The sequence below is a fragment of the Sphingomonas sp. Leaf208 genome (assembly GCF_001421415.1).
Classification (GTDB): Bacteria; Pseudomonadota; Alphaproteobacteria; order Sphingomonadales; family Sphingomonadaceae; genus Sphingomonas.
The window spans coordinates 175,632-196,072 of the sequence record NZ_LMKH01000001.1; the positions used below are offsets into that span (position 1 = coordinate 175,632).

The following is a 20,441-nucleotide window of genomic DNA, read 5'->3' on the forward strand; positions in this document are numbered from 1 at the left end:
AACGATCGAAACCCGAGAAGGTCGCGCCGTCTTCTACCGGATCGATCGGTCACCGCTCGACGGCGGGGGAAGCGTTGCCAGCGCGGTCGAACACGATCAGCGTCGGCGCGTCGGCGACGAACGTGTCGAGCACGCCGTCGGCGATCTTGATCGGCCCGTCGAACCGCGTTGCACCAGGAATGCTCTGAATCGCCGCCGCTTCGGCCGCCAACCGCTTGGCATCGGCGAAATAGCGCCCCGCGGCGCTGCTGCCGTGATCGGCCGCGTCGAGGCCGGCGGCGGTCAACTGGAGCGCACGCCCCCAACGCTGCATCGCGTCCAGCCACGGCCGCGACTGCGCCGCGAAACCCGGATCGACCGTGCCGGACCGGATGATATCGGGTGCATTCGCGATCTCATCGGCGCGCGTAGTCAACTCCGCGATCGCTTCACGCCGCGCCGCCGCATCGCCACCGGCCAGCGCCTCCCGCACGCCGTCCAGCGCCGCCTTCAATCGTGGCGCCTGCTCCTGCCAGGGCTGACTGCCGAAGGTCGGTGCCATGTGCTGCGTATCGAAGAACGTCAGCAGCGCGGCGGTCGCTCGCTCGTCGCCACCCGCCAGTTCCCGCGCGGAGAAATGCCATGTCCGTTGCGCATCATACGCCTTGTCGTTCCAGCCGAACGCGGCGACACCGGTGACCGCCGGGCGGCTCGGGGCCTCCTGGTTCATCGGGTTCGACAGGATGCCGGTCAGTTCGCCCGACAGCCCCGCCTCGCGCCGCGTATAGGGCGCCATCAGCAGCCGGCCGGTGGTCTGCGCATAATCGTTGACCGGATAATTGTCCCACAACAGCGTCTTGCGACCGAACGCCTTGGTCGCTGCCTTGGCGTCGGGGATCGAGATCGCCGGCGGCACGACGTCGGTACCGGTCCACTGCACGACGATCCGCGGATCGAGATGCTTGCGCAGCGCCGCCTTGTACAGCGTTTCCTTCGCGTCGTAATATTCGGTCGGTACCATGATCAGCGCCCGCGCCGACGGGTCCTTGGCCGCAAGGTTGGCCTGCACCACGTTCAGCAATTGCGACTGCGCGATGCCTGCCGCCTCTGCACCCGACGGACCGAACGCCGCCTTGTCCTTCTCGCAGTTCCACTTGGTGTATTCGATGTCGTCCAGCGCGACGTAGAAGCTGCCGACGCCGATCGCTCGCATCGCGTCGAACTTGCGTTCCAGTGCCTGCACGTCCGCTGGATCGGAGAAGCAGACCGAAGGTCCCGGCGAGACCGCGTAGACGAAGTCGACATGGTTCCGCCGCGCCGTCGTCGCGAGCGTACCCAGCGCCTTCAGCGTCGCCGCGGGATACGCCTCCCGCCAGCGATCGCGCGCATACGGATCGTCCTTCGGGCTGTAGACATAGGTGTTCGCCTTCACGGTGGCGAGGAAGTCGAGATGCCTGGTGCGGTCCGCCATCGACCACGGCGCGCCGTAAAATCCCTCGATCGTGCCGCGGATCGGCATCGCCGGATGATCCTGGATCACCATGGCCGGGATCGCCGACCGCCGAGCAAGCTGACGAAACGTCTGGGCGGCGTGGAATAGGCCGTCCGCATCGTGCCCGGCCAGCGTGACGACGCCGCCCGATGCCGAAGCAAGGCTCGCGATCGTGTAACCCTCCGCATGGCTGTCGGCTACCGCGCGGCTACGGGCGAGCGCGTCGCGGACGATCGGCGCGGTGGCGGCGCCGAGTACGACATATGTTCCGTCGATTACGGAAGGCAGGCGTCGGGCGGTCGTGATCGTCTCGACGCCGGATGCCGTGAGGATGCTGCGCACGAGCGCGATCGTGTCGGCATCGACGCCGGGCGCTGCGATCAGCGATACCGAACGGCCGAGCGCGATCGTCCCCGACCCGAGCTCGACCGAGGTCGGCGTCGGGAACAGCGCGGGCATCGTCACCGGACCAGCCGAAGCCGACTCCGATGCCAGACCCGCCAAGCTCGCGGCAACCATCAGCGAGGGCACGAGGCCGAACTTGCCAATCTGTCGCGTCATGCTCGTCTCCGGTATCATAATGGTATTATGAACCCGGGATACGGTAGCCGCGGGACGACCGCAACCCGTACGGAAAACCCTCAGCGGCTGGCGAGCATCGCCGCCATCTTCGGCCGAACGGCGACCCCGTCGAGCCTGTAGCTGACCATCACGCCGATATGGTCGGACAGCATGGTCTTGTCGCCAGCAAGGCCGAACGGCGCGCTGAAGGCGACTGGTTTCACCGACGACGCATCCGACGCGCGGTACATAAGCCAGTCCTTTGCGCGACCGGTCGAGGTCGCGACGTCGGCGGCTTGCGTCACCAGGCATGTCGGGGTCGACCGGCACCGCTGCTCGCCGCCCGTCAGCGGCATTGCCCCGCCGAACATGTGCTGCGCGAAATACGCGCGGCGCGCGATATCCTGCCCGACGTTGAAGTCGCCCGCTACCAGCAGCGTCTCGTGCGGCCGTTCCATCGATCCGATGAACGCGCTCAACAGGTCGATCTGGCGCTTATACGCGTAGAGCGCGCGGGGCTCTGATACGCCGGTGGCGCCGTTCGAATTCAGGTGCGTGTCGATCACCGTGACAGGTCCGGCCAGTCCGGGCACCGCGATCATAGCCGCCATCGCCCCCTTGTTGGCGAGGCAGTCATAGCCGGCGCAGACGGGATAGCTGATCCGCCGCACCGCGAGGATCGGATAGTCGGAGAAGATCGCGAGCCCGCTGTCGACATGCTTGCCGACCTGTTCGCCGCGGAACATGCTGCCGGCCGATACGAAGCTGCGGTCGGTCGACGTCTCGGCGGTCGCGGAGGCGTCGGCGGAAGCGCCGAACGCGATGTAGCGATAGCCCGCGGCGGCACCGATCGCCTTCGCATCGGGCACGAACGCCTCCTGCAACGCGACGATCCTCGGCTGATGCCCGGCGGAGCGCATCGCCTTCAGCTGTGCCGCGATCGCCGACAGCGATGCCGTCCGATCCTCCGCGATCGGCCAGGGTAGGCCGTGCACATTGTAGGTCATGACCGATACCGTCGACTGCGCCCCGCTCGCGGTTGCGGGCGATGTGGCTGCTGCAAACAGCGCTAGGGAAGGGGCAAACCGACCGAGACGACGCGAAACCATTGGCGATCCAATTTCTGTATGTGCGGGGGAGACGCCACGGTCCGGCCGGAACCGCACCTGCCCGGGCTTATTTATATGCGCGTCAGCGCTTTAGCGGCGCGAACGAGAACAGCCCGCTTCGGTAGTTCATCACCACCGTCGTCGGCGTGATGCCGGCATGCGCGACGACCCGCGCCGCCTCCGCGCTCGGTTTGGAATGGCCGAGCCGCGGGTTGCCGGCAAAGCCGATACCGTCATGGAGCAGGCTGAACCCGTGACCGCCGCTGCGGGCATGGACGACGCTGAGCGCATACGCACCCTCGCCCGGAACGCGCAGGCACAGCCGGGCCGGACCCGATGCCGGAACCGGTATCACCGCGCGGCGAAACGTCTTGCCCTGCGCCACCAGCACATTGTCGTCGGCCAGGAACTCGCCCTCGACCGCGGGATAGACCTCGGCGCGAAGGTTACCCGCGCGGTCCTTCAGCCCTTCGACGGTCACGACGATCGCCGGGCCCGGCTCGTGCGGTCGGCACTGTGCCGCAGCGGTCCCCAGCGCAGGGGTCGAGGCGATCGGCGTTGCGGCGAGGGCCAAGAGCGCGACGATCATTGGTTATGCTCCGGATTGAGAAGCTCGACCGCGGTCAGTGCCGCGCCGAGAAGGAGGTGCGTGACCAGCCAGAGTGCCGCGATCATCGTCAGCATCGCGGCGACGTTGGAAGCCTGCCCGACGGTGAACGCGACGAGGCCGGCAAAGACGATGTCCTTGTTCGGCAACAGCGGCAGGCGGGAGACGAGCAGGCGCAACGTCGCCAGCACCAGCCACCAGGCGAGCGGTGCCGCGGGCAGCGCGACTGCCCACAGCGCGGCGGCGAAGACCGTCGTCGCGACGATCCGCAACAGATGGATGACCGCGATCCGGCCGAGTTCATCGCGGGGCAACGTGAAGAGCCGCTTGCGCATCACGAGCGCGACGACCGACGGCAAGGCGATGCTCGCGGCCGATACGATCATCACCTTGGCATCGGTGCCGAGGTTCAGCGCGATGAGCGACTGCCAGCTGCCCGCCGCGAGAGCCAGCGTGCAGACATTGGCGACGACGGCGGACAGGATCGACACGTCCTTGATCGCGCCGAACGGAGTGCCGACCAGCGACGCATGCCGCCGCGCCCATGCGTAGAAGTATAGCTCGCCCGAATAGCCCGCGATGATCTCGTTGCTGATCCGCTTGCGCAACAGCGCGAGGAACCCGCGCGGCGGCAAGTTCCACAGGCGGCGGTAGATCACCCACTCGCTCGCCGGCAGCGCGAGATAGCCGGCGGCGAAAAGCAGCCAGAACAGCGGCGAGCGCGGCACCATCGCGATCACGCCGCGGACATCGAGATACCGCAGCTGCCACAATGCCGCGATCAGGATCGCCGCGGACAACAAAGGCGTCAGGCCGCGTGCGACGATCCCCTTGCGGACTCCGATCGTCTTCAGCGGAAGCTTGGGGGCGGGCAGTGCCACCGGGTTGAGGGCGTTGCTCATGCCGCCCCACGCCGTCCGGTGATCGGGATGGCGATCAGTTTTCCATGACGCAGCGATGCCGCGACGGCGGGGGTGCCGGGATGTGTCATGGGCTCTGGACGTCACCGCATCGCAGCATCCGCAGCCCGAAAAATTCCGCGCGAAAAAATAATCTGGCGGACTGCGGTTCGGATCGCGCGGTGCCGTCTCCGGGGCATGTGTGTACCAAAGCTGCCCGGACCTGCATCATGACCGCCTTGGCAAAGGCGGTGCGCCCGCCGCCACCGGACCGGCGCCTCATCGTGTCGATCCACGATGTCTCGCCGGCGTTTGCCGAGCCCATCGAGCGGCTGGCTGAGATGATCGGCGCGATCCTGGGCGGGCCGCGGTTCGCGATGCTGGTCGTCCCCGATCACTGGGGCGCGGCGCCGCTCGACCGGACGCCGGCGTTCGCGCGCCGGTTGCGGGAATGGGCCGATGCGGGGGTCGAGATGTTCCTCCACGGCTGGTTCCACCGCGACACCAGTGCGCACCGAGGGACGGCGGCGACGATGAAGGCGCGCTACATGACCGCAGGGGAGGGCGAGTTCCTCGGGCTCAGCGCGGACGAGGCCGAATACCGGATGCGCGCCGGACGCGACATGGTCGAACAGGCGATCGGCGGACCCGTCGCGGGCTTCATCGCGCCGGCGTGGCTCTACGGCCCGGGCGCGATCTCGGCGCTGAAGGCATGCGATTTCGCGCTCGCGGAGGATCATTTCCGGGTCTGGCGTCCTGCCAACGACGCTGTCGTCGCGCGCGGTCCCGTCGTCACCTGGGCGAGCCGATCCCCCGCGCGCACCGCCAGTTCGCTCGCGGTCGCCGCCGCCGCGCGCACGCTCCCGGACTGGCTGCCGACGCTGCGCGTGGCCGTGCACCCCGGCGACGTCACGAAGGAGTCGCTGATGACCAGTATCGATCGGACCATCCGGTGTCTGGCGGGCCGCCGCACGGTTGCCCGCTACGCCGATCTGTTGCCGGGCGCACCTATGTCGGAAGGGGAGGGCCGTCATGAAGATCGTTGATGTCTGCGCCTTCTACACGCCCAGCGGCGGCGGGGTCCGGACCTATGTCGACCGCAAGCTCGTCGCCTTTGCCGACCGTGGGCATGAGATGGTGGTCGTCGCACCGGGCGAGCGCGACGGCGAGGAACGCCGTGGGCCGAACGCGCGGATACGCTGGGTTCGCTCGCCGCGGTTTCCGCTCGACCGATCCTACCGCTATTTCTCCGATCGATCGGCGCTACACCGCGTGCTCGACGAAGAGGATCCGGACCTCGTCGAAGTCTCTTCGCCGTGGCGCAGTGCGTCGATGGTCGCGGACTGGAAGAATGAACGCGGCGCCCGGGCCCGCCTCGCGCTGATCGCGCATGCCGACCCGCTGGCGGCCTATGCCTATCGCTGGTTCGGCGGCGTCGCCTCGACGCAGACGATTGACCGCGCGTTCGACTGGTATTGGCGCCATCTGCGCCGGCTCGACCAGCGCTTCGACATGGTCGTCAGCGCAAGCGACAGCCTCAGCAACCGGTTGCGTGAGGGTGGCCTGCAAAAGGTGCTGACCGACCCGATGGGCGTCGAACCCGGACAGTTCTCGCCAGCGCTGCGCGACATGACCGTGCGTCGCGATATGCTGGCGCTATGCGGCCTCCCCATAGACGCGATGCTGTTGATCGGGGTTGGACGCCACGCACCGGAAAAGCGCTGGCCGATGATTGCGCAGGCAGCGACCATGGCGGGGGCACAGGCGCCGGTAGGCCTCGTCATCGTCGGCGGCGGATCGCGGCAGCGGCCAGTGATCGAGGCGATCGACGGCAATCCGCACGTCCGCCTGCTCGAACCGACCACCGATCGCGCGGCACTTGCCCGAATGATGGCGAGCGCGGATGCCTTGATCCACGGATGCGAGGCGGAAACCTTCTGCTTCGTCGCCGCCGAGGCGATCGCGTCGGGCCTGCCGCTGATCGCACCCGATCGCGGCGGCGCCGCCGACCTCGCGCGCAAATCCGGTGGCGTCTTGTATCGGTCCAGCGACGCGCTGGCGGCGTCCGAGGCGATCCTTTCGGTCGCCCGCACCAGTCGTATGCCACGGGCGGCGGCGCCGGTGCGCACGATGGACGATCACTTTGACGCGCTGCTGACACTGTACGCGAACGAGAATCTGGTGAGGAGAGAAGGATCATGTCGATGACCGCGACCCATTTCGTCCTGCAACCGATACACGTTCCGGATCACGACCCAGCCTGGGAAGTCGAGCCGCCCGAGGCTGCGGTGCCGCTCTGCGATTTTCGCGGCGACGGACGCCTGATCGATGCCTTCGTACACCAGCGCTCCGCCTGGACTTGTCCGCTGTTCTACCTTGCCATTCCGGCCTATGCGGTCCTAACCCTTGCCGCCGCGGCGATCCGATTTTTCGGCCGTACCGGGATCCTGCCCAATCACTCGGCATCCTGATCCGCTGATCCGCTGATCCGACGCCGACGGTCTTATTTTTCAGGGCGACATCCCGAACGGGCAGGAGCAAGACGCTCTCTCAGCGACGATGAGCCTCGGAGGAATGCCGTAGCCGACCCCGATACAATACCTTCCGCGGGCCAGTCCGAAGGTCTGTCCGCCGTACTCGCTGCCAACCGTGGCCGGCTTGTCCGGTTCTTTGCGGCGCGGACGGGCAGTGTCGCGGAAGCCGAGGACGTCGTGCAGGAAATCTGGCTCCACACGGCGCAGCCGTCGCTGGGACAGGCAACGGGACCGATTGCCAATCCGCTAGCGTATCTGCACCGCGTCGGCATGAACATCGTGCTCGACCGTGTCCGTGCGAATGGCCGTCGTCAGCGTCGCGACATTGGCTATGTCGACGCGACGACGTCGATCGTCGGTGTGGAGGCGGTCGACGATGCGCCCTCCGCATTCGACGCGGTCGCCAGCCGCCAGCGGTTCGATCGGCTGGCCGCTGCGCTGTCCGGCCCCCCCGAGGGAGCGATGCGCGTATTCCGCCGACATCGTGTCGACGGCGTGTCCCATGCCGACATCGCCGCCGAACTCGGTATTTCGCGTAGTGCTGTCGAAAAACACATCGCCGTCGCCCTACGACATCTGAGAAAGGCGTTGGATGAATGATTTAGGGGGAGGGGTGCGGTTCGATCCGCGCCGCGGCGTCTATCAAGCGGTCCGATATTCATCGGGAGAGGTTTGCCGGATGGGCGCGGGTTGCGTCGATCCTGACGCAGGCGGGGGGCATCCGTCGGAAAGGGGGACGCATGACTGACACGCACGCTGCGACGGATAGCGCGGTCGAAGCCGCTGCGACGTGGCATTCGCGGCTCGACGCGCCGGATATGGACTGGGACCGGTTCGGCGAGTGGCTGGCGGCCGACCCGGCCCATCGCAATGCCTATGATTCGGTCGCGAGTCTCGATGCTGAGTTCGTCGCTGCCGCGCCGGCGATCGCCGCGCGCCTGCCGGCGAATGACGACAATGCGGACATTGCCGACCAAGACGTCATACCCTTTGCAGCATCGCGCGGTCGCCGGTGGCAGTGGGCGGCGCTCGGTTCCAGTGGAGCGCTTGCCGCGGGGTTGGCGTTCATGCTGGTCGCGCCGTCGGGCGACGACGCGGCACAGGCCTATGAAACGGGTCGCAGCGAAACCCGGTCGGTGACGCTTGCCGATGGCAGTCGCATGCAGATCGATCGCGGCTCTCGCGTGTCCGTCAGTGGCGGCGGCAGTCCGGTGATCGAGATCGCCCAGGGCGCGGCGAACTTTACCGTCCGGCACGATCCTTCGCGCGTCCTGATGGTGCGAGCGGGCGGATACGAAGTACGCGACCTCGGCACGACGTTCGATGTCGTGAGCGCGCGTGGACGGGTCGCCGTCACCGTCGCCGAGGGTATGGTCAGCGTCACGCCCGTCGGTGGCACGCCGTCCGACGCAACGATGCTGCACGCAGGCCAGAGCCTGGATATCACGGCGGACAAACGGATTGCCGAACAGCGGAAGGTCGATCCTGCACGCGTGTCCGACTGGACCGACGGCCGCCTCGACTATGACGGCGCACCATTGCCACTGGTTGCGGCGGATATCGCGCGGTATGCGGACAGCCCGTTGACCGTCGACCCTTCGGCGGCGAACCTGCGCTTTTCCGGGGTATTGACGATTGGTGACGGATCGCGGCTCGTCGATCAGCTACAGGCAGTGTTGCCGATACGCGTTCGTCGGGTTGCTGGCGTCGTGCATCTGGGTGCCGCCGGCGGACGCTGAACCGGCTCCACCGTCCAGGCGTTCGATCACGATCCCTGCGGGACCTTTACGGTCTGCGCTCGAGTCGCTTGCAAGCCAGACAGGAATCTCGATCGGGATGGCGGGCGGATTGCCGGATCTCGTCGTCAAGCGGGTCGACCATTCAACCAACGTAGCGCAGGCCGTGCGCCGCATGTTGGCCGGCAGCCGGCTGCGCGCGGTGCAGGTCGATGCGACCACATGGCGGATCGAAGCTATTCCGGCAAAACGACTGCGCGAGCCGGCGCGGCGCGATGACGCCGCGGGGGCGCTGGTGACCGGCGATATCGTCGTCATCGCCAGCAAGCGCGACGAACGGCTGTCCGATCTTCCCGCCTCGATCAGTATCGTCGGTGCACCTACTTTGGGACGGCTGGCGGGACGGCGTGGACTGACGGACGTCACGGCGACGACCGACGGGGCATTTTCCACGAACCTGGGCCCGGGCCGTGACCGGATATTTCTCCGCGGGGTTGCCGACAGCGCATTCAACGGCACCAGCCAGTCGCTCGTAAGCCTGTATCTGGACGATGCGCGGATCGGCTATTCGTCGCCCGATCCCGACCTGCGGCTCGTCGATGTGGACCGGATCGAGATCTTGCGCGGACCGCAGGGTACACTCTACGGCACCGGTGCACTCGGCGGGGTCGTTCGTGTCGTAACCGCCGCGCCGGACCTGGATCGGCTCGCGGGCGGCGTCGCGGTCGAGGGGACGGGGATCAACAACGGTGCGGTCGGTGGCGCGGTCGAGGGGATGCTCAACCTGCCGATCGTCACCGGCACGGTCGCGCTACGAACATCAGCTTGGGCCGAGACGATGCCCGGCTGGATCGATGATACCGGGCGCGATCGGCGCGACGTAAACCGCACGCGGCGGGTCGGTGGCCGTGCCGCGCTGCGCTGGTCGATCGGCGGGGGGTGGTCGGCGACCCTGAGCGGGGTCGCCCAACGCATCGACGCGCGCGACAGCCAATATGCGACCAGTGGCCTGTCGCGCGCCACGCGGATCGCCGAGCCGCAGGACAACGACTTCACATCCGGGGCGCTGACTGTGCGGGGGCCGATCGGCAAGCTCGAGGCGCAGGCTACGACGGCCTATGTCGACCAGGAGTTCGGCAGCACCTATGATGCGAGCATCCTGGCATCGTCGCTCGGCGTGGCATCACCGGTCGCGTATATCGAGGATCGCTCCGCGCGGCTGCTGTCGCAGGAGGTCCGGCTGAGTGACCCGACCGCGCGCCATCCCTGGATCATCGGTGCGACCATCCTGCATTCGACCAGTCTTCTGAAGGGGCGCTTCACGTCGGTCGGCGACGACACCATCGACGCGCGACGCGACGAGGAGGACGTCACGGACCTCGCCGTGTTCACCGAGGGTACGCAGCGCCTCTCGAACGCGCTCGATTTCAAGCTTGGGCTGCGGGCGTTCTCGACGTCGAGCCATCTCGAACAACAGGCACCCGGCCGCGTTCGCGCCAACCGTATCGGCATTACCCCCAGCGGAACGCTCAGCTGGCATCGCGACGATCTCGGCCTGGTCTGGCTTCGCTATGCCAGCGCCGTGCGTCCCGCGGGGATCAGCCGAACCGCCGATCCGACCAATCTCCGGATTCCTGGCGACGAACTTCAGAGCCTTGAACTCGGCTGGCGCATACATGCTGCTGGCGATCGGCTGGCCTTGCACGGCGCGGTGTTTGGTTCGGCGTGGCAGCATTTGCGCAGCGATACGGTCGGCCCCGACGGACTTCTCGGTACGGTCGATGCGGGCAATGCAGTAAACTACGGCGTCGAACTCGGCGGTGTCCTGAACCTGTCCCCGATCACGATCGATTTCGGGACCACGCTGCAACGCGCCCGCCTGACGTCGCCGTCGTCGAACACCGGCCTCGATCGCGACGATCGGCGCCTGCCGGTCGTTCCCGACATCTCGTCTCGACTGACGGCATCGCGAACCCTCGTCGCGTTCGGCTCGCCCGCGTCGGTTTACGGTGTCGCGCGCTATACCGGTCGCACGCGACTTAGCTTCGATCCCTTGCTGGATCGCCCGGCGGGGAACTACGCGACGATCGACGCCGGCGCGACGATCGACCGCGGGCCGTGGCACTGGTCGATCGCCGTCGACAACTTGCTCGACAGCCGCGGCAACAGTTTCGGCTTCGGCAATCCGTTCACGCTGGCCACGAGCACGCAGACCGTTCCCATCCGACCGAGGACCATAACCCTGCGCGCCACGATCGGGCTGTAAAGTCCCGAACGCACGACCAACCACCGCAATTGCCGACCGAATCGCAGCTTGGATTTCGGATTCCGACGTAAACTTTTCGCGCAGCAGATCGCTGCTTGTAAAAAAGGACGTCGCAATGACCTTCGAATATTCCCCCTCCATACCCTCCGAAAGGCACCAAGAGCTTCACGAGGCCTCAATTCATTCCTTAAGCGCGGTGCCCAGCCGGCGCCCGTTCGAGTTCGTCGACCTGGAAACGCATTTCGACAGCGAACTCGAAACCCTCTGGACCTACATGCGCCAACGCAGCCGGCCGAGCTTCAACCCGAGTCTGCTCGCCGAGTTCACCCAGTGGCAGAACGACATCGCAGCCGCACGGTCGTCGGCTACCATGCCGATCCGGTATGTCGTCCTCGGATCTCGTTTTCCCGGCGTGTTTTCCCTGGGCGGTGACCTCGATCTCTTCTCGGCGCACATCCGCAACGGCGATCGGGAGGCGCTCGTCCGCTACGGCCGTGCATGTGTCCATATCCTGCATCGCAACATGCTGAGCCTCGATCAACCGATCATCACGATCGGGTTGGTGGAAGGCGATGCGCTGGGGGGTGGGTTCGAGGCGCTGTTGTCGTTCAACGTCGTGGTCGCCGAACGCGGCACCCATTTCGGCCTGCCCGAAACCAATTTCGGTCTCTTTCCAGGCATGGGGGCGCATTGCTTCCTGTCCCGGCGCCTGGGCGCGGCGCGGGCGGAACAGATGATCCTGAGCGGCCGGTCGTACACCGCCGAAGAGCTGTACGATCTCGGCATCGTCCACGCGCTCGCCGATCCCGGCATGGGCCGTGCCGAAGTCGAGCGCTACATTCGTCAAAATCGTCGACGGCATAGCGGCCACTGCGCGATCTACGAGGCTTCTCGGTCGGTCAATCCGCTGCCGCTCGTCGAGCTGCAGGCGGTCGTGGATCTATGGGCGGATGCCGCGCTCAGGCTTAGCGAGGCGGACCTCAAGCTGATGCGCCGCCTGGTTGGTGCGCAGACGCGGCTGTTGGACAAGGCAGCGTAGCGTCCCGCTCAGGAGCGGCCTGACGCCTTGACGTCTTTGCCGGCAAGCATCGTCATGACCATGCTTGCCGGCATAGGATGTGCCAGCAGAAAACCCTGCACCGCATCGCAGCGGGTACGGCGCAACTGTTCGAGTTGCGCCTGCGTCTCGACCCCTTCGGCCACCGTCTGCATACCCAGCTTGGCTGCCAGTTCGATCACGGTCTGGACGATCGCAACCGATGCCGGGCTCTGCTCGAGGTCCGTGATGAACGATCGATCGATCTTCAAAGTCTGGAAGGGAAACTTGGTCAGATAGCTGAGCGAGGAATAGCCTGTTCCGAAGTCGTCGAGCGTGGTCCGGACATCAAGGCGGTTGATCGCGTCCAGTGCCGCCAGCGACGCATCGATATCCTCGAGAAGGACAGATTCTGTCACCTCCAGCTCCAGGCGGTCCGCTGCCAGGCCACTGGCGGCCAGCGCGCTCATGATGACGGTCGGCATGTTCGTCGATCGCAGCTGGATCGGTGACAAGTTGACGGCGACGGTCACGTCCTTAGGCCAGTCGTTGGCGGTCCGGCACGCTTCCCGGATTACCCAGTCGCCGATCACGACGATCAACCCATTCTCCTCCGCGATCGGTATGAACTCGGCGGGCGAAATCGCGCCGTAACGGCGGTTGGTCCAACGCAGCAACGTCTCGCAAGACAATATGCGCTGGCCGGTCAGGTCGAAGATCGGCTGGAACATGAGATGGAACTCGCCACGCTTCAGCGCCCCCTGCATCTCGGCGCCCAGATCGCGCGTCCGTTCGATCTTCTCGTCCATCAGCGGTTCGTAGAACCGCATCTGGCCGCGGCCGCTCTCCTTTGCGCGGTACAAAGCGAGATCGGCATTCTTCAACAACGTGTCCGCGTCGATGCCATCGGATGGTGCGAGCGCGATACCGAGCGATGCCCCGACGCACAACGCGCGGCCGTCGTGATGGACTGGTTGCTCGACGAGCGCGATGATCCGTTCGCCCTTCGCGACGGCTTCTGTTTGCGAGACGACGTCGCAGATCACCGCGAACTCGTCGCCGCCCAGCCGGGCCACGATCCCGGTTGCGCCGAATTCGGTGTCGAGCCGCTTTGCCACCCCTGCGAGCAGCGCATTACCGGCCAAATGCCCGAACGAGTCGTTGATCTCCTTGAACCGGTCCAGATCGATCCAGAATATGGCGAGGCGTCGGTCGCCGTGACCTAGAGCCTGCAACCGCGACTCGAACTGTTCGCGGAACGCCGTCCGGTTGGCGACGCCGGTCAGGTCGTCGCGGCGGGCGACGGCAGCATGATGTTCGGCGAGCGCCGCCTTCTCGCGGGATACCAGCGTCGCCTTCAGGATGACGCCATAAGTCTGTAAGGTGATGTCCATCATCGCCACGACGAACAGGACTATCACCGCAGCCAGTGCCATTTTCAGCGGCTGCATCGAAACGACCAGCCCGACGGTCAGGGGCAGCGAGGCGAAGCATAATTGGGACAGCGCTATCCACGGCCGTCCAGCGTTGCGACCGGCAATCCCTGCAGCGTATCCGATCGTCGTCGTCACCGCGAGCAGTTGAAGGACACCGTCGTCGCTATGGACGAGCGTCAAAAGCCCGAACGTGCCGAGCAGGGCCGAATACCCCAGTGCGCCCGCCCGATAGATAAATTCCTGCCGTGCCGCCCAGCTGTTTTTCGACGATCTCGTGCGGGCGGCCCGACCCGGTCGCTTCAGCGCGTCGATCATTCGTATTCCCGCAACCAGCGCGATCGCCAACGCACAGACGACCAGCCATCGATTGCCACTGACGTAAGCGACGATGCCCGTAATACCGCTGCTGGTAATCGCGCCGATGATCAGCGATTGCGGGGATGCGTATAGCGACTCCAGCAGGGTGGCACGAACCGACGCGGCGATCGCCTGGTCAGATTGCCGTAGCTGTCTGAGACGAGAGATTAAGCCACTCATTCAATCGTCCATGGACGTCGAAGATTTAAAAGAAACGAATGAAGCGAGATTTGCCCCCGTTCGGTACGTGAGTCAGGGATGTCGAAGACACCGTGATGGAGACCCTGCGCGTCCGCAGAACACGCGTGGTCAAGCGGATCGTTACTGCGCTCCGCGTATGCGTCAGACCGGTAAGCCAATCGCGACAAGGGTCACCGACTCCGAGTGAAGTCGAACGACCGGTTCGGACAGCGACCCTTGACGCCCAACCACATCAGATCAGCCCCTCATGCTGCATCGCCGTCTGAACTGCGGGACGCGCTTTCATCCGTTCCCGGAATGCTTGCAGTGGCGCCGGCACGTCGATTTGGTTCTTCGCCGCCCACAACAGCATCACGAACAGATAGCAGTCCGCCACGCTGACGGTGTCGCCCAACAGATAATCGCCCTCGATCGTGTCGGCGAGATAGCCCATCCGCTTGATGATCGTCTCGCTGGCCTTCGCCTTCTCCTCATTGCTTCCGCCCGAGAAGAACGGCTTGAAGCTCTTGTGGATCTCGGTCGAGATGAAGGCGAGCGCCATGAGCAGATGGGTATGCCCCATCGCTCCGCTCGGTTTCAGCGCGCTATCTTGATGCGCGATCCAGTCGAGGATGGCGATATTCTCCGTCAGCGTCTCGCCCGAGTCCAGGGTCAGGGCGGGGACGTAACCCTTGGGGTTGATCGTCGCATAGTCGGCGCCGCTTTCGGTCCGCTTGGCCTTGAGATCGACCTTCTCGTGCTTGAACGAAAGCCCGGCTTCGTGCAGCGCAATGTGATCTGCGAGGCTGCAAGCGCCGGGGGAATAATAGAGCTTCATCGATGGTCTCCGCGTTGATCTTCCTGAACGCGCAAGCACGCCGATAGCTGCGACCGACACCTGATCCCCGCTATTGCAGCACCGCTGCGCGCACCCATCTCCGGTCGATGAACGACAATCTGATCCGCCTCGGTCTCCTCGACGAGGACGACATCATTCTCGATGAGGCCGCGCTTTCGCTGGCGTTGCTCGATCATCCAGACACCGATCCGACACCCTATCGTGCGCTGATCGATGCTGTGTCGCAACGTCTCGATACGGTCGGCCGAGGCGCCCGTACCGCCGAAGAGCGCGCCAATGTCCTGTCGGAAGTGCTGGGCGAGGAGTTCGGCTTCGTCGGCGACCGCGAGACCTATGACGACCCCGCCAACGCCGACATGATCCGTGTGATCGACCGGCGCCGTGGCCTGCCGGTAAGCCTGTCCATTCTCTACGTGGGTGCGGCACGCCGAATCGGATGGACGGCCAACGCGCTCGATGTTCCCGGGCACGTATTGGTGACGGTGGGGGCCGAAGCTGCACCCGTGATCGTCGATCCGTTTCGCGGCGGGATGCGCGTCGATCGCGAGACGCTGGCCGCCCTGGTGCTCGCATCGAGCAACGGGCCTGCCGCCGCGGTTAACCACATCGCGACGATGCCGAACCGCGCGATCCTGGTGCGGCTGCTGCTGAATCAGGCGACGCGCGCCGAGCAGGCGGGGCATGGCCGACGCGCTCTCGAACTGTACGCGCGGATGACTTTGATGGCGCCTGCCTACGGGCACGCGTGGTGGGAGCGCGCGCGCCTGGAACTGGTCGACGGCGACGTGACGGCCGCGCGCGGCAGTCTGAGCGCGATGTTGGAGATCACGCGCGATCCCGAACTGCGGCGGCGCGTGACGGATACGCTGGGGTCTCTGCCTCCGGCCTAGCTCTCCTTTTTCGTGTCGGGGCACGGGGTCCCGACCTAACAAAGCTTGGCGTCGGCGCGCTGTCGGCGCTAACCGCGCGGGAATGGCCGCGCTGTCGATCCTCATCGTCCTCCATGATTTCGCGCTGGGCGGCACCGAACGCGTTGCCGTGCGTCTGGCCGAGGCTTGGGCGAAGCGGGGTGTCCAAGTCACCATCTTTGCCGGTTCGGATGCCGGGCCGCTTCGGGCGTTGGCCGGCGAAGCGGTCGAGATCGTCGTTGCCGAGCCTCCGATCCCGCGTGGATCGGCCTCGCGGCGGCGATTGGCGCAGGCCGCGCGCGTGTTCGTCGAGCAGCGACGGTTCGACAGCGTCTTCATTCCCGGTAATTTCCATTGGCCGATCGCCGCCGCGCTGGCCGGATCGGGCATACCCGTGGTCGCGCAGGTCAGTGCAGCGCTCGACAAGCCGCAGCGCGGTCGGCTGCGGCAATGGGCGTTCGAGGTTCGGATGCGACACCTTCTTCGCGGGGTGCAGGCAGTGGTCGCGCTGTCGGACGTCGCGCGCGATCAGGCGGACCGGATCCTGCGCCGTCCCGTGACGACGACGATCGCGTTGCCCGCGCTGAGCGACGACTCTGCGCCGCCTTTGCTGATCCCCGAAACGAAGCCGCCGATCGTGCTCGCCGCGGGACGACTGGTACCCGAAAAGGGGTTCGCGCGCTTGATCGAAGCCTTTGCAAAACTGCCGAAAGGTAAGGCGCGTCTAGTCATCGTCGGCGACGGCCCGGAGGCGGATGCGTTACGTCGGCAGAGCGAGACACTGGGTCTGGCCGATCGGGTAGAGCTTGTCGGGTATGTCGCGGACATCCGGCCCTGGCTCGATACCGCGCGGCTGTTCGTGCTGGCATCTGATTTCGAAGGCTATCCGGCGGTCCTGGTCGAGGCTCTGGCAGCGGGGCGGCCGGTGGTCGCGACCGACTGTACCCCGGCAACACAGCTGCTCGACGCGCCGGGCGCGGGCATGGTCGTGCCTCTGGACGACAGCAATGCGCTGGCTCGCTCGATCGCGGCAATGCTCGCGCAGTCTCCGCACGATCCGGAGGCACTGGCGGCGTTGGTCGCGCATCATCGAATCGGCGCAGTTGCATCCGAGTATCTCGATCTGTTTGCAAGGCTGCGCGCGTGACCGATCGCCCGATGCGGATCGCTTACGTAATCAATTCAGTCGAGGGCGGTGGCGCCGCGTCCCCCGTGCCCGCAGTGCTCAGCGTGTTGCGCGACGGCGGCGCGGAGGTGGCGGTGTTCGCACTGACCGCACGCGACCGTCGCGGCGAGACCGCGATGCGCGCCGCCGGGCTAGACGTGCATGTCCGTGATGGCGGCGAGACCGATCACGCGGCCGCACTCCGCTGGCTCGACGCGATCCTGAAGGACTGGGCGCCGACGCATCTCTGGACCTCCCTTACCCGCGCGACCCTGCTCGGCCAGATCGTCGGGGTCCGACGCGGGTGGCCGGTCGTCAGCTGGCAGCACGCTGCGTTCCTCAAGCCGGCCAACCGCATCTTGCTGCGCGCGATGCAGCGCCTGTCGCGACTGTGGGTCGGCGACTCCACCGCGGTGACGCGACTGACCGCGGAACGTCTCCACGTCCCCCCCGAGCGGCTCGTCCAATGGTCGATCTTCCGCGCGGATCCAGAAGCGCTTCAGGCGACGCCGTGGCAACCGTGCCAGCCGATCCGGATCGGCAGCCTCGGCCGCCTCCACCGCGTGAAGGGCTACGACGTACTGGTCGAGGCGTTGGCATTGCTAGACACGTCGACGCCGTACGAGATGGTGATCGCGGGAGACGGCGCAGAACGGGACGCTCTCGAAGCTCGCGCGGTCGCGCTCGGTATCAAGACGCTGAGGTTCGCGGGCTATGTAGCTGACCCTGCGGCATTCCTGGCAAGCTGCCATCTCTACGTGCAGCCATCGCGCTCGGAAGGCCTGTGCGTCGCCGCGCACGAGGCGATGCAGGCAGGGCTCCCGGTGATCGCTTCGGCGGTCGGCGAACTTCCCGGCAGCATCGTCGAAGGCGAGACCGGCTCCACGGTCCCACCGGCCGATCCGGTTGCACTCGCCGCCGCGATATCTCGCGCGCTTGCCAAGCCGGCGCAACTCGCGACCATGGGGCAGGCGGGTCGCGAGCGTGTTCTCGCGACGTTCGGGCCGGAGCGGTTCGCTGCGACCGGCCTCGCTATCCTCGAACGGATGCGCGCCTTTTGAGGCCCAGTTTCTTGACCTCGCGTACTGCCTCGATCGAAAGCCCGTGGAGCGACAATTCGGTACGCTTCATATCGACCAGCGTCACCGGCCCCGCCGCCGACAGCGTGTGAAACCCCTCGACGAACGGCGCGGAAGAGGCCGGCGGGACCATCGCGTCGCCCACTTCGGCCTCGAACCGATCGGGCGTCAAGACCGTCATCGTCAACGGTCGGATCGCGCCACCATAGGTCCGGCTGCAATCCTGCACCGGCAGCACGATCCGGCCATCGATCACCAGCGGCATTCCGCCCGGTCGCGCGCTCGCGACGTCGACCCGCACAGGGTTCATCGGATGCGGCATCCACGGTCCCGCCAGCCGGTCCGCATAGGCCACGTGCAGCGCGCTCATCTTGTCCGGCTCGCGGTCGGCCGAGGTGTAGAACAGCCACCACCGTCCGTCGTGGAACACCGGCGTCCCATCGACCGCGACATGATCGAGTTCGATGACATGCGCCGGCTCCCACCGGGTCGGGAAGTGAGCCGCACGATACAGCGTTAGCCGGTTCGAGCGATGCGCTTCGGGCAGCATCCACGTCTCGCCTTTCGCTTCGAACACAAGTGGGTAGGACAGGTGCCAGGGCTCGTTCAGCACCGGCTGACGGTCGACCAGGCGGAAGTCGGCATCATAGACCAGCACCTCGATCGCCCCGATCCGGACGCGGTAGTCGTAAGTCTCGACGAACACGTACAGCCGTCCGTCGCGCCACAACCCGAACGGGTCGGCGAGAAACTGGAAGCTGCCCATCGGCGGCAGCCACATCAGGGGGAACCCCTCGATCGAGCCGCGCGCGACGATCGCCTCGGCGGTCGCCATCACGATCGCGGGGCGCCAGATATCCTTGCGTAGAGCCACGGTGGTCGATCGATCCCAAACGCACCGCCCGACAGGGGCGCCGCGCGGGCCTTCTCGCGGCGGATTAGGCTACGCGCAACCCCTGCAGTCCGGTTGCCGTCTCCAGTTCGCGCTCGAGCAGCACGGCCGGGGCGGTATCGCCGAGCACGCTCATCACCGCGCGCGCCGCACGCACGGCGGAACGTTCCGCGGTCAGTTCGAAGCTGCGCTGGAACAGCGCGCGCTGGACCGGACGATAGCGGTCGTGTTGCGCCACCGCGCGATCGAGCGCGGCGCCAAGGTCCTCGGTACCGGTGACGACTTCGCCCGCCTGCCAGTGTGCATAGTTCGCATCGCCGTCCCACGGCGTCGCGTGCGCATCGAGGAACAGGCACGGACGCGGCGTGTGGAGGAATTCGTACACCTGGCTGCTGACGTCGCCAAGATAGATGTCCGCCGCCGCGGTATAGGTCATGTCGGTCGACGCGGCCGACCCGAGATCGACATGGATGTTCGGCGCGTCGAGAAACCGCTGCTCGATCACGCCGGCGCGGTCGATCCGGAACTTGTCGATCGTCAGCACGAACTTGCGGTGGAACAGCATGACGTGCGGCGCGAAGATCAGATTATAGCGGTCGTCGTGCAGGAAATGCTCGAGCACCGCGCGGCCCTGTGCGTACCAGGACGACAGATGCGGCGACGGATGCGGGTTGTAGAGCACGGTCGGCTTGCCGTTCGCCTGGAACGGCAGGCGCGGCGCCGGCTCAGGCATCAGATCGAACTTGGGATAGCCGATCAGGCTCATCCGGTTGAACGGCACGCCGGCCTCGCGGTGCAGGCGCTGGCGGATCTTGCTACCGGAGACGAGGACGTGATCGAACGTCGCGCTATGCTTGTTGAAGCCGATCGCGCGGTCGCCCGCACCGTGGCGGGTGTGGATGATCTTGAGATCGTCGAGGCCATAGCGCGTCTTGAGCAGCAGCGACGTCTTCTCGGCGACGACCAGCGCATCGAGCGACCGGAAGAAATCGAGATTGTCGCGGTAGATACCGATCTTGGTCACCGGCAGTGCCCATTCGAGCGCGCCGGACAGCGCACGCGTCGATGCACGACGCAGGCCCAGTTCGACCAGCGGTACGGTGACGCCAAGCCGCGCGCATAACCGTCGCACTTCGTCGGTCAGCCGTGCGTTGGTGGTCACGACGACGATCTCCGCATCGGGATAGCCCTCCGCCATCGCCAGCGCGGTCGGGAGGGCATGCGCGACCTGATGAACCTGGTCGTGATTGAACAGAAAACCGATCTTCATCGCCGGTAGACGTTCCGGGCACCGGTCATCCTCACTAAATATTTTGTCATCTGGCCAATCGCGCGGAACTTTCCGT

General features: G+C 66.1%; 18 protein-coding genes. 10 read left to right on the forward strand and 8 right to left on the reverse strand.

Features of this window, described 5'->3' with window-relative positions:
• Window positions 1-49: 49 nt before the first annotated feature.
• The 4 genes from ASE69_RS00660 to ASE69_RS00675 all read right to left on the reverse strand — a co-directional run bounded on the left by ASE69_RS00660 (window position 50) and on the right by ASE69_RS00675 (window position 4,650).
• Window positions 50-2,032 carry a beta-N-acetylglucosaminidase domain-containing protein gene (locus ASE69_RS00660; RefSeq protein ID WP_056482894.1) on the reverse strand — a complete coding sequence of 661 codons (1,983 nt, stop codon included), beginning with the start codon at window positions 2,030-2,032 and terminating at the stop codon, window positions 50-52.
• 80 nt (window positions 2,033-2,112) lie between these two features.
• Entirely contained in the window at window positions 2,113-3,039 is a 927-nt protein-coding gene (locus ASE69_RS00665; protein ID WP_056481519.1) for an endonuclease/exonuclease/phosphatase family protein, read from the reverse strand.
• A gap of 184 nt (window positions 3,040-3,223) precedes the next feature.
• Window positions 3,224-3,730 (reverse strand): DUF2141 domain-containing protein, encoded by a 507-nt coding sequence (locus tag ASE69_RS00670; RefSeq protein WP_056481522.1) that lies wholly within the window; start codon window positions 3,728-3,730, stop codon window positions 3,224-3,226.
• Entirely contained in the window at window positions 3,727-4,650 is a 924-nt protein-coding gene (locus ASE69_RS00675; protein ID WP_056481525.1) for a hypothetical protein, read from the reverse strand. The genes ASE69_RS00670 and ASE69_RS00675 overlap by 4 nt, the downstream gene beginning before the upstream one ends.
• Before the next feature lie 227 nt (window positions 4,651-4,877).
• On the opposite strand from ASE69_RS00675, the gene ASE69_RS00680 reads away from it, so the two are divergent.
• The 7 genes from ASE69_RS00680 (at window position 4,878) to ASE69_RS00710 (ending at window position 12,222) form a co-directional block, all read left to right on the forward strand.
• The gene (locus ASE69_RS00680) at window positions 4,878-5,693 is read left to right on the forward strand and encodes a DUF2334 domain-containing protein (RefSeq protein ID WP_056481528.1); all 816 of its coding nucleotides are present in this window, start codon (window positions 4,878-4,880) and stop codon (window positions 5,691-5,693) included.
• Window positions 5,680-6,855, forward strand: a complete 1,176-nt coding sequence (locus tag ASE69_RS00685) for a glycosyltransferase (protein WP_056481531.1) — start codon at window positions 5,680-5,682, stop codon at window positions 6,853-6,855. The genes ASE69_RS00680 and ASE69_RS00685 overlap by 14 nt, the downstream gene beginning before the upstream one ends.
• Window positions 6,852-7,118: a hypothetical protein gene (locus ASE69_RS00690; RefSeq protein WP_156362078.1), complete on the forward strand. Its 267-nt coding sequence runs from the start codon at window positions 6,852-6,854 to the stop codon at window positions 7,116-7,118. The genes ASE69_RS00685 and ASE69_RS00690 overlap by 4 nt, the downstream gene beginning before the upstream one ends.
• A gap of 153 nt (window positions 7,119-7,271) precedes the next feature.
• Window positions 7,272-7,781: an RNA polymerase sigma factor gene (locus tag ASE69_RS00695; protein WP_082452753.1), complete on the forward strand. Its 510-nt coding sequence runs from the start codon at window positions 7,272-7,274 to the stop codon at window positions 7,779-7,781.
• Between the two features lie 140 nt (window positions 7,782-7,921).
• Window positions 7,922-8,920, forward strand: a complete 999-nt coding sequence (locus ASE69_RS00700) for a FecR family protein (RefSeq protein WP_056481539.1) — start codon at window positions 7,922-7,924, stop codon at window positions 8,918-8,920.
• 97 nt (window positions 8,921-9,017) lie between these two features.
• Entirely contained in the window at window positions 9,018-11,183 is a 2,166-nt protein-coding gene (locus tag ASE69_RS00705) for a TonB-dependent receptor (RefSeq protein ID WP_056481541.1), read from the forward strand.
• A gap of 196 nt (window positions 11,184-11,379) precedes the next feature.
• Window positions 11,380-12,222 (forward strand): crotonase/enoyl-CoA hydratase family protein, encoded by an 843-nt coding sequence (locus ASE69_RS00710; protein ID WP_235517873.1) that lies wholly within the window; start codon window positions 11,380-11,382, stop codon window positions 12,220-12,222.
• A gap of 8 nt (window positions 12,223-12,230) precedes the next feature.
• Here ASE69_RS00710 and ASE69_RS00715 read toward each other — a convergent pair whose 3' ends face one another.
• Both ASE69_RS00715 and ASE69_RS00720 read right to left on the reverse strand, forming a co-directional pair.
• A complete protein-coding gene (locus ASE69_RS00715; protein ID WP_056481547.1) occupies window positions 12,231-14,192 on the reverse strand; it encodes a putative bifunctional diguanylate cyclase/phosphodiesterase in 1,962 nt (653 codons plus the stop codon).
• 253 nt (window positions 14,193-14,445) lie between these two features.
• On the reverse strand, window positions 14,446-15,030 hold the full coding sequence (locus tag ASE69_RS00720; protein WP_056481550.1) for a glutathione S-transferase family protein: 585 nt from the start codon (window positions 15,028-15,030) through the stop codon (window positions 14,446-14,448).
• A 107-nt stretch (window positions 15,031-15,137) separates the two neighbouring features.
• Here ASE69_RS00720 and ASE69_RS00725 point away from each other — a divergent pair, with 107 nt between their 5' ends.
• The 3 genes from ASE69_RS00725 (at window position 15,138) to ASE69_RS00735 (ending at window position 18,185) form a co-directional block, all read left to right on the forward strand.
• On the forward strand, window positions 15,138-15,941 hold the full coding sequence (locus tag ASE69_RS00725; RefSeq protein WP_056481553.1) for a SirB1 family protein: 804 nt from the start codon (window positions 15,138-15,140) through the stop codon (window positions 15,939-15,941).
• Window positions 15,942-16,023: 82 nt separating this feature from the next.
• Window positions 16,024-17,106, forward strand: a complete 1,083-nt coding sequence (locus ASE69_RS00730; RefSeq protein ID WP_056481556.1) for a glycosyltransferase — start codon at window positions 16,024-16,026, stop codon at window positions 17,104-17,106.
• 11 nt (window positions 17,107-17,117) lie between these two features.
• Window positions 17,118-18,185: a glycosyltransferase family 4 protein gene (locus ASE69_RS00735; protein WP_056482897.1), complete on the forward strand. Its 1,068-nt coding sequence runs from the start codon at window positions 17,118-17,120 to the stop codon at window positions 18,183-18,185.
• On the opposite strand, the gene ASE69_RS00740 is transcribed toward ASE69_RS00735, so the two are convergent.
• Both ASE69_RS00740 and ASE69_RS00745 read right to left on the reverse strand, forming a co-directional pair.
• The gene (locus ASE69_RS00740) at window positions 18,157-19,077 is read right to left on the reverse strand and encodes a hypothetical protein (protein ID WP_056481559.1); all 921 of its coding nucleotides are present in this window, start codon (window positions 19,075-19,077) and stop codon (window positions 18,157-18,159) included. The genes ASE69_RS00735 and ASE69_RS00740 overlap by 29 nt on opposite strands.
• Window positions 19,078-19,141: 64 nt before the next feature.
• Complete coding sequence (locus ASE69_RS00745) at window positions 19,142-20,365, reverse strand: hypothetical protein (RefSeq protein ID WP_235517874.1); 1,224 nt, start codon at window positions 20,363-20,365, stop codon at window positions 19,142-19,144.
• Window positions 20,366-20,441 lie beyond the last annotated feature (76 nt).

Excerpts from the sequence above, each read along its gene's own strand:
- ASE69_RS00660 (WP_056482894.1), bottom strand. The coding sequence starts at position 2,032 with ATGACGCGACAGATTGGCAAGTTCGGCCTCGTGCCCTCGCTGATGGTT.
- ASE69_RS00665 (WP_056481519.1), bottom strand. The coding sequence starts at position 3,039 with ATGACCTACAATGTGCACGGCCTACCCTGGCCGATCGCGGAGGATCGG.
- ASE69_RS00670 (WP_056481522.1), bottom strand. The coding sequence starts at position 3,730 with ATGATCGTCGCGCTCTTGGCCCTCGCCGCAACGCCGATCGCCTCGACC.
- ASE69_RS00675 (WP_056481525.1), bottom strand. The coding sequence starts at position 4,650 with ATGAGCAACGCCCTCAACCCGGTGGCACTGCCCGCCCCCAAGCTTCCG.
- ASE69_RS00680 (WP_056481528.1), top strand. The coding sequence starts at position 4,878 with ATGACCGCCTTGGCAAAGGCGGTGCGCCCGCCGCCACCGGACCGGCGC.
- ASE69_RS00685 (WP_056481531.1), top strand. The coding sequence starts at position 5,680 with ATGAAGATCGTTGATGTCTGCGCCTTCTACACGCCCAGCGGCGGCGGG.
- ASE69_RS00690 (WP_156362078.1), top strand. The coding sequence starts at position 6,852 with ATGACCGCGACCCATTTCGTCCTGCAACCGATACACGTTCCGGATCAC.
- ASE69_RS00700 (WP_056481539.1), top strand. The coding sequence starts at position 7,922 with ATGACTGACACGCACGCTGCGACGGATAGCGCGGTCGAAGCCGCTGCG.
- ASE69_RS00705 (WP_056481541.1), top strand. The coding sequence starts at position 9,018 with ATGGCGGGCGGATTGCCGGATCTCGTCGTCAAGCGGGTCGACCATTCA.
- ASE69_RS00715 (WP_056481547.1), bottom strand. The coding sequence starts at position 14,192 with ATGAGTGGCTTAATCTCTCGTCTCAGACAGCTACGGCAATCTGACCAG.
- ASE69_RS00720 (WP_056481550.1), bottom strand. The coding sequence starts at position 15,030 with ATGAAGCTCTATTATTCCCCCGGCGCTTGCAGCCTCGCAGATCACATT.
- ASE69_RS00725 (WP_056481553.1), top strand. The coding sequence starts at position 15,138 with ATGAACGACAATCTGATCCGCCTCGGTCTCCTCGACGAGGACGACATC.
- ASE69_RS00730 (WP_056481556.1), top strand. The coding sequence starts at position 16,024 with ATGGCCGCGCTGTCGATCCTCATCGTCCTCCATGATTTCGCGCTGGGC.
- ASE69_RS00735 (WP_056482897.1), top strand. The coding sequence starts at position 17,118 with ATGCGGATCGCTTACGTAATCAATTCAGTCGAGGGCGGTGGCGCCGCG.
- ASE69_RS00745 (WP_235517874.1), bottom strand. The coding sequence starts at position 20,365 with ATGAAGATCGGTTTTCTGTTCAATCACGACCAGGTTCATCAGGTCGCG.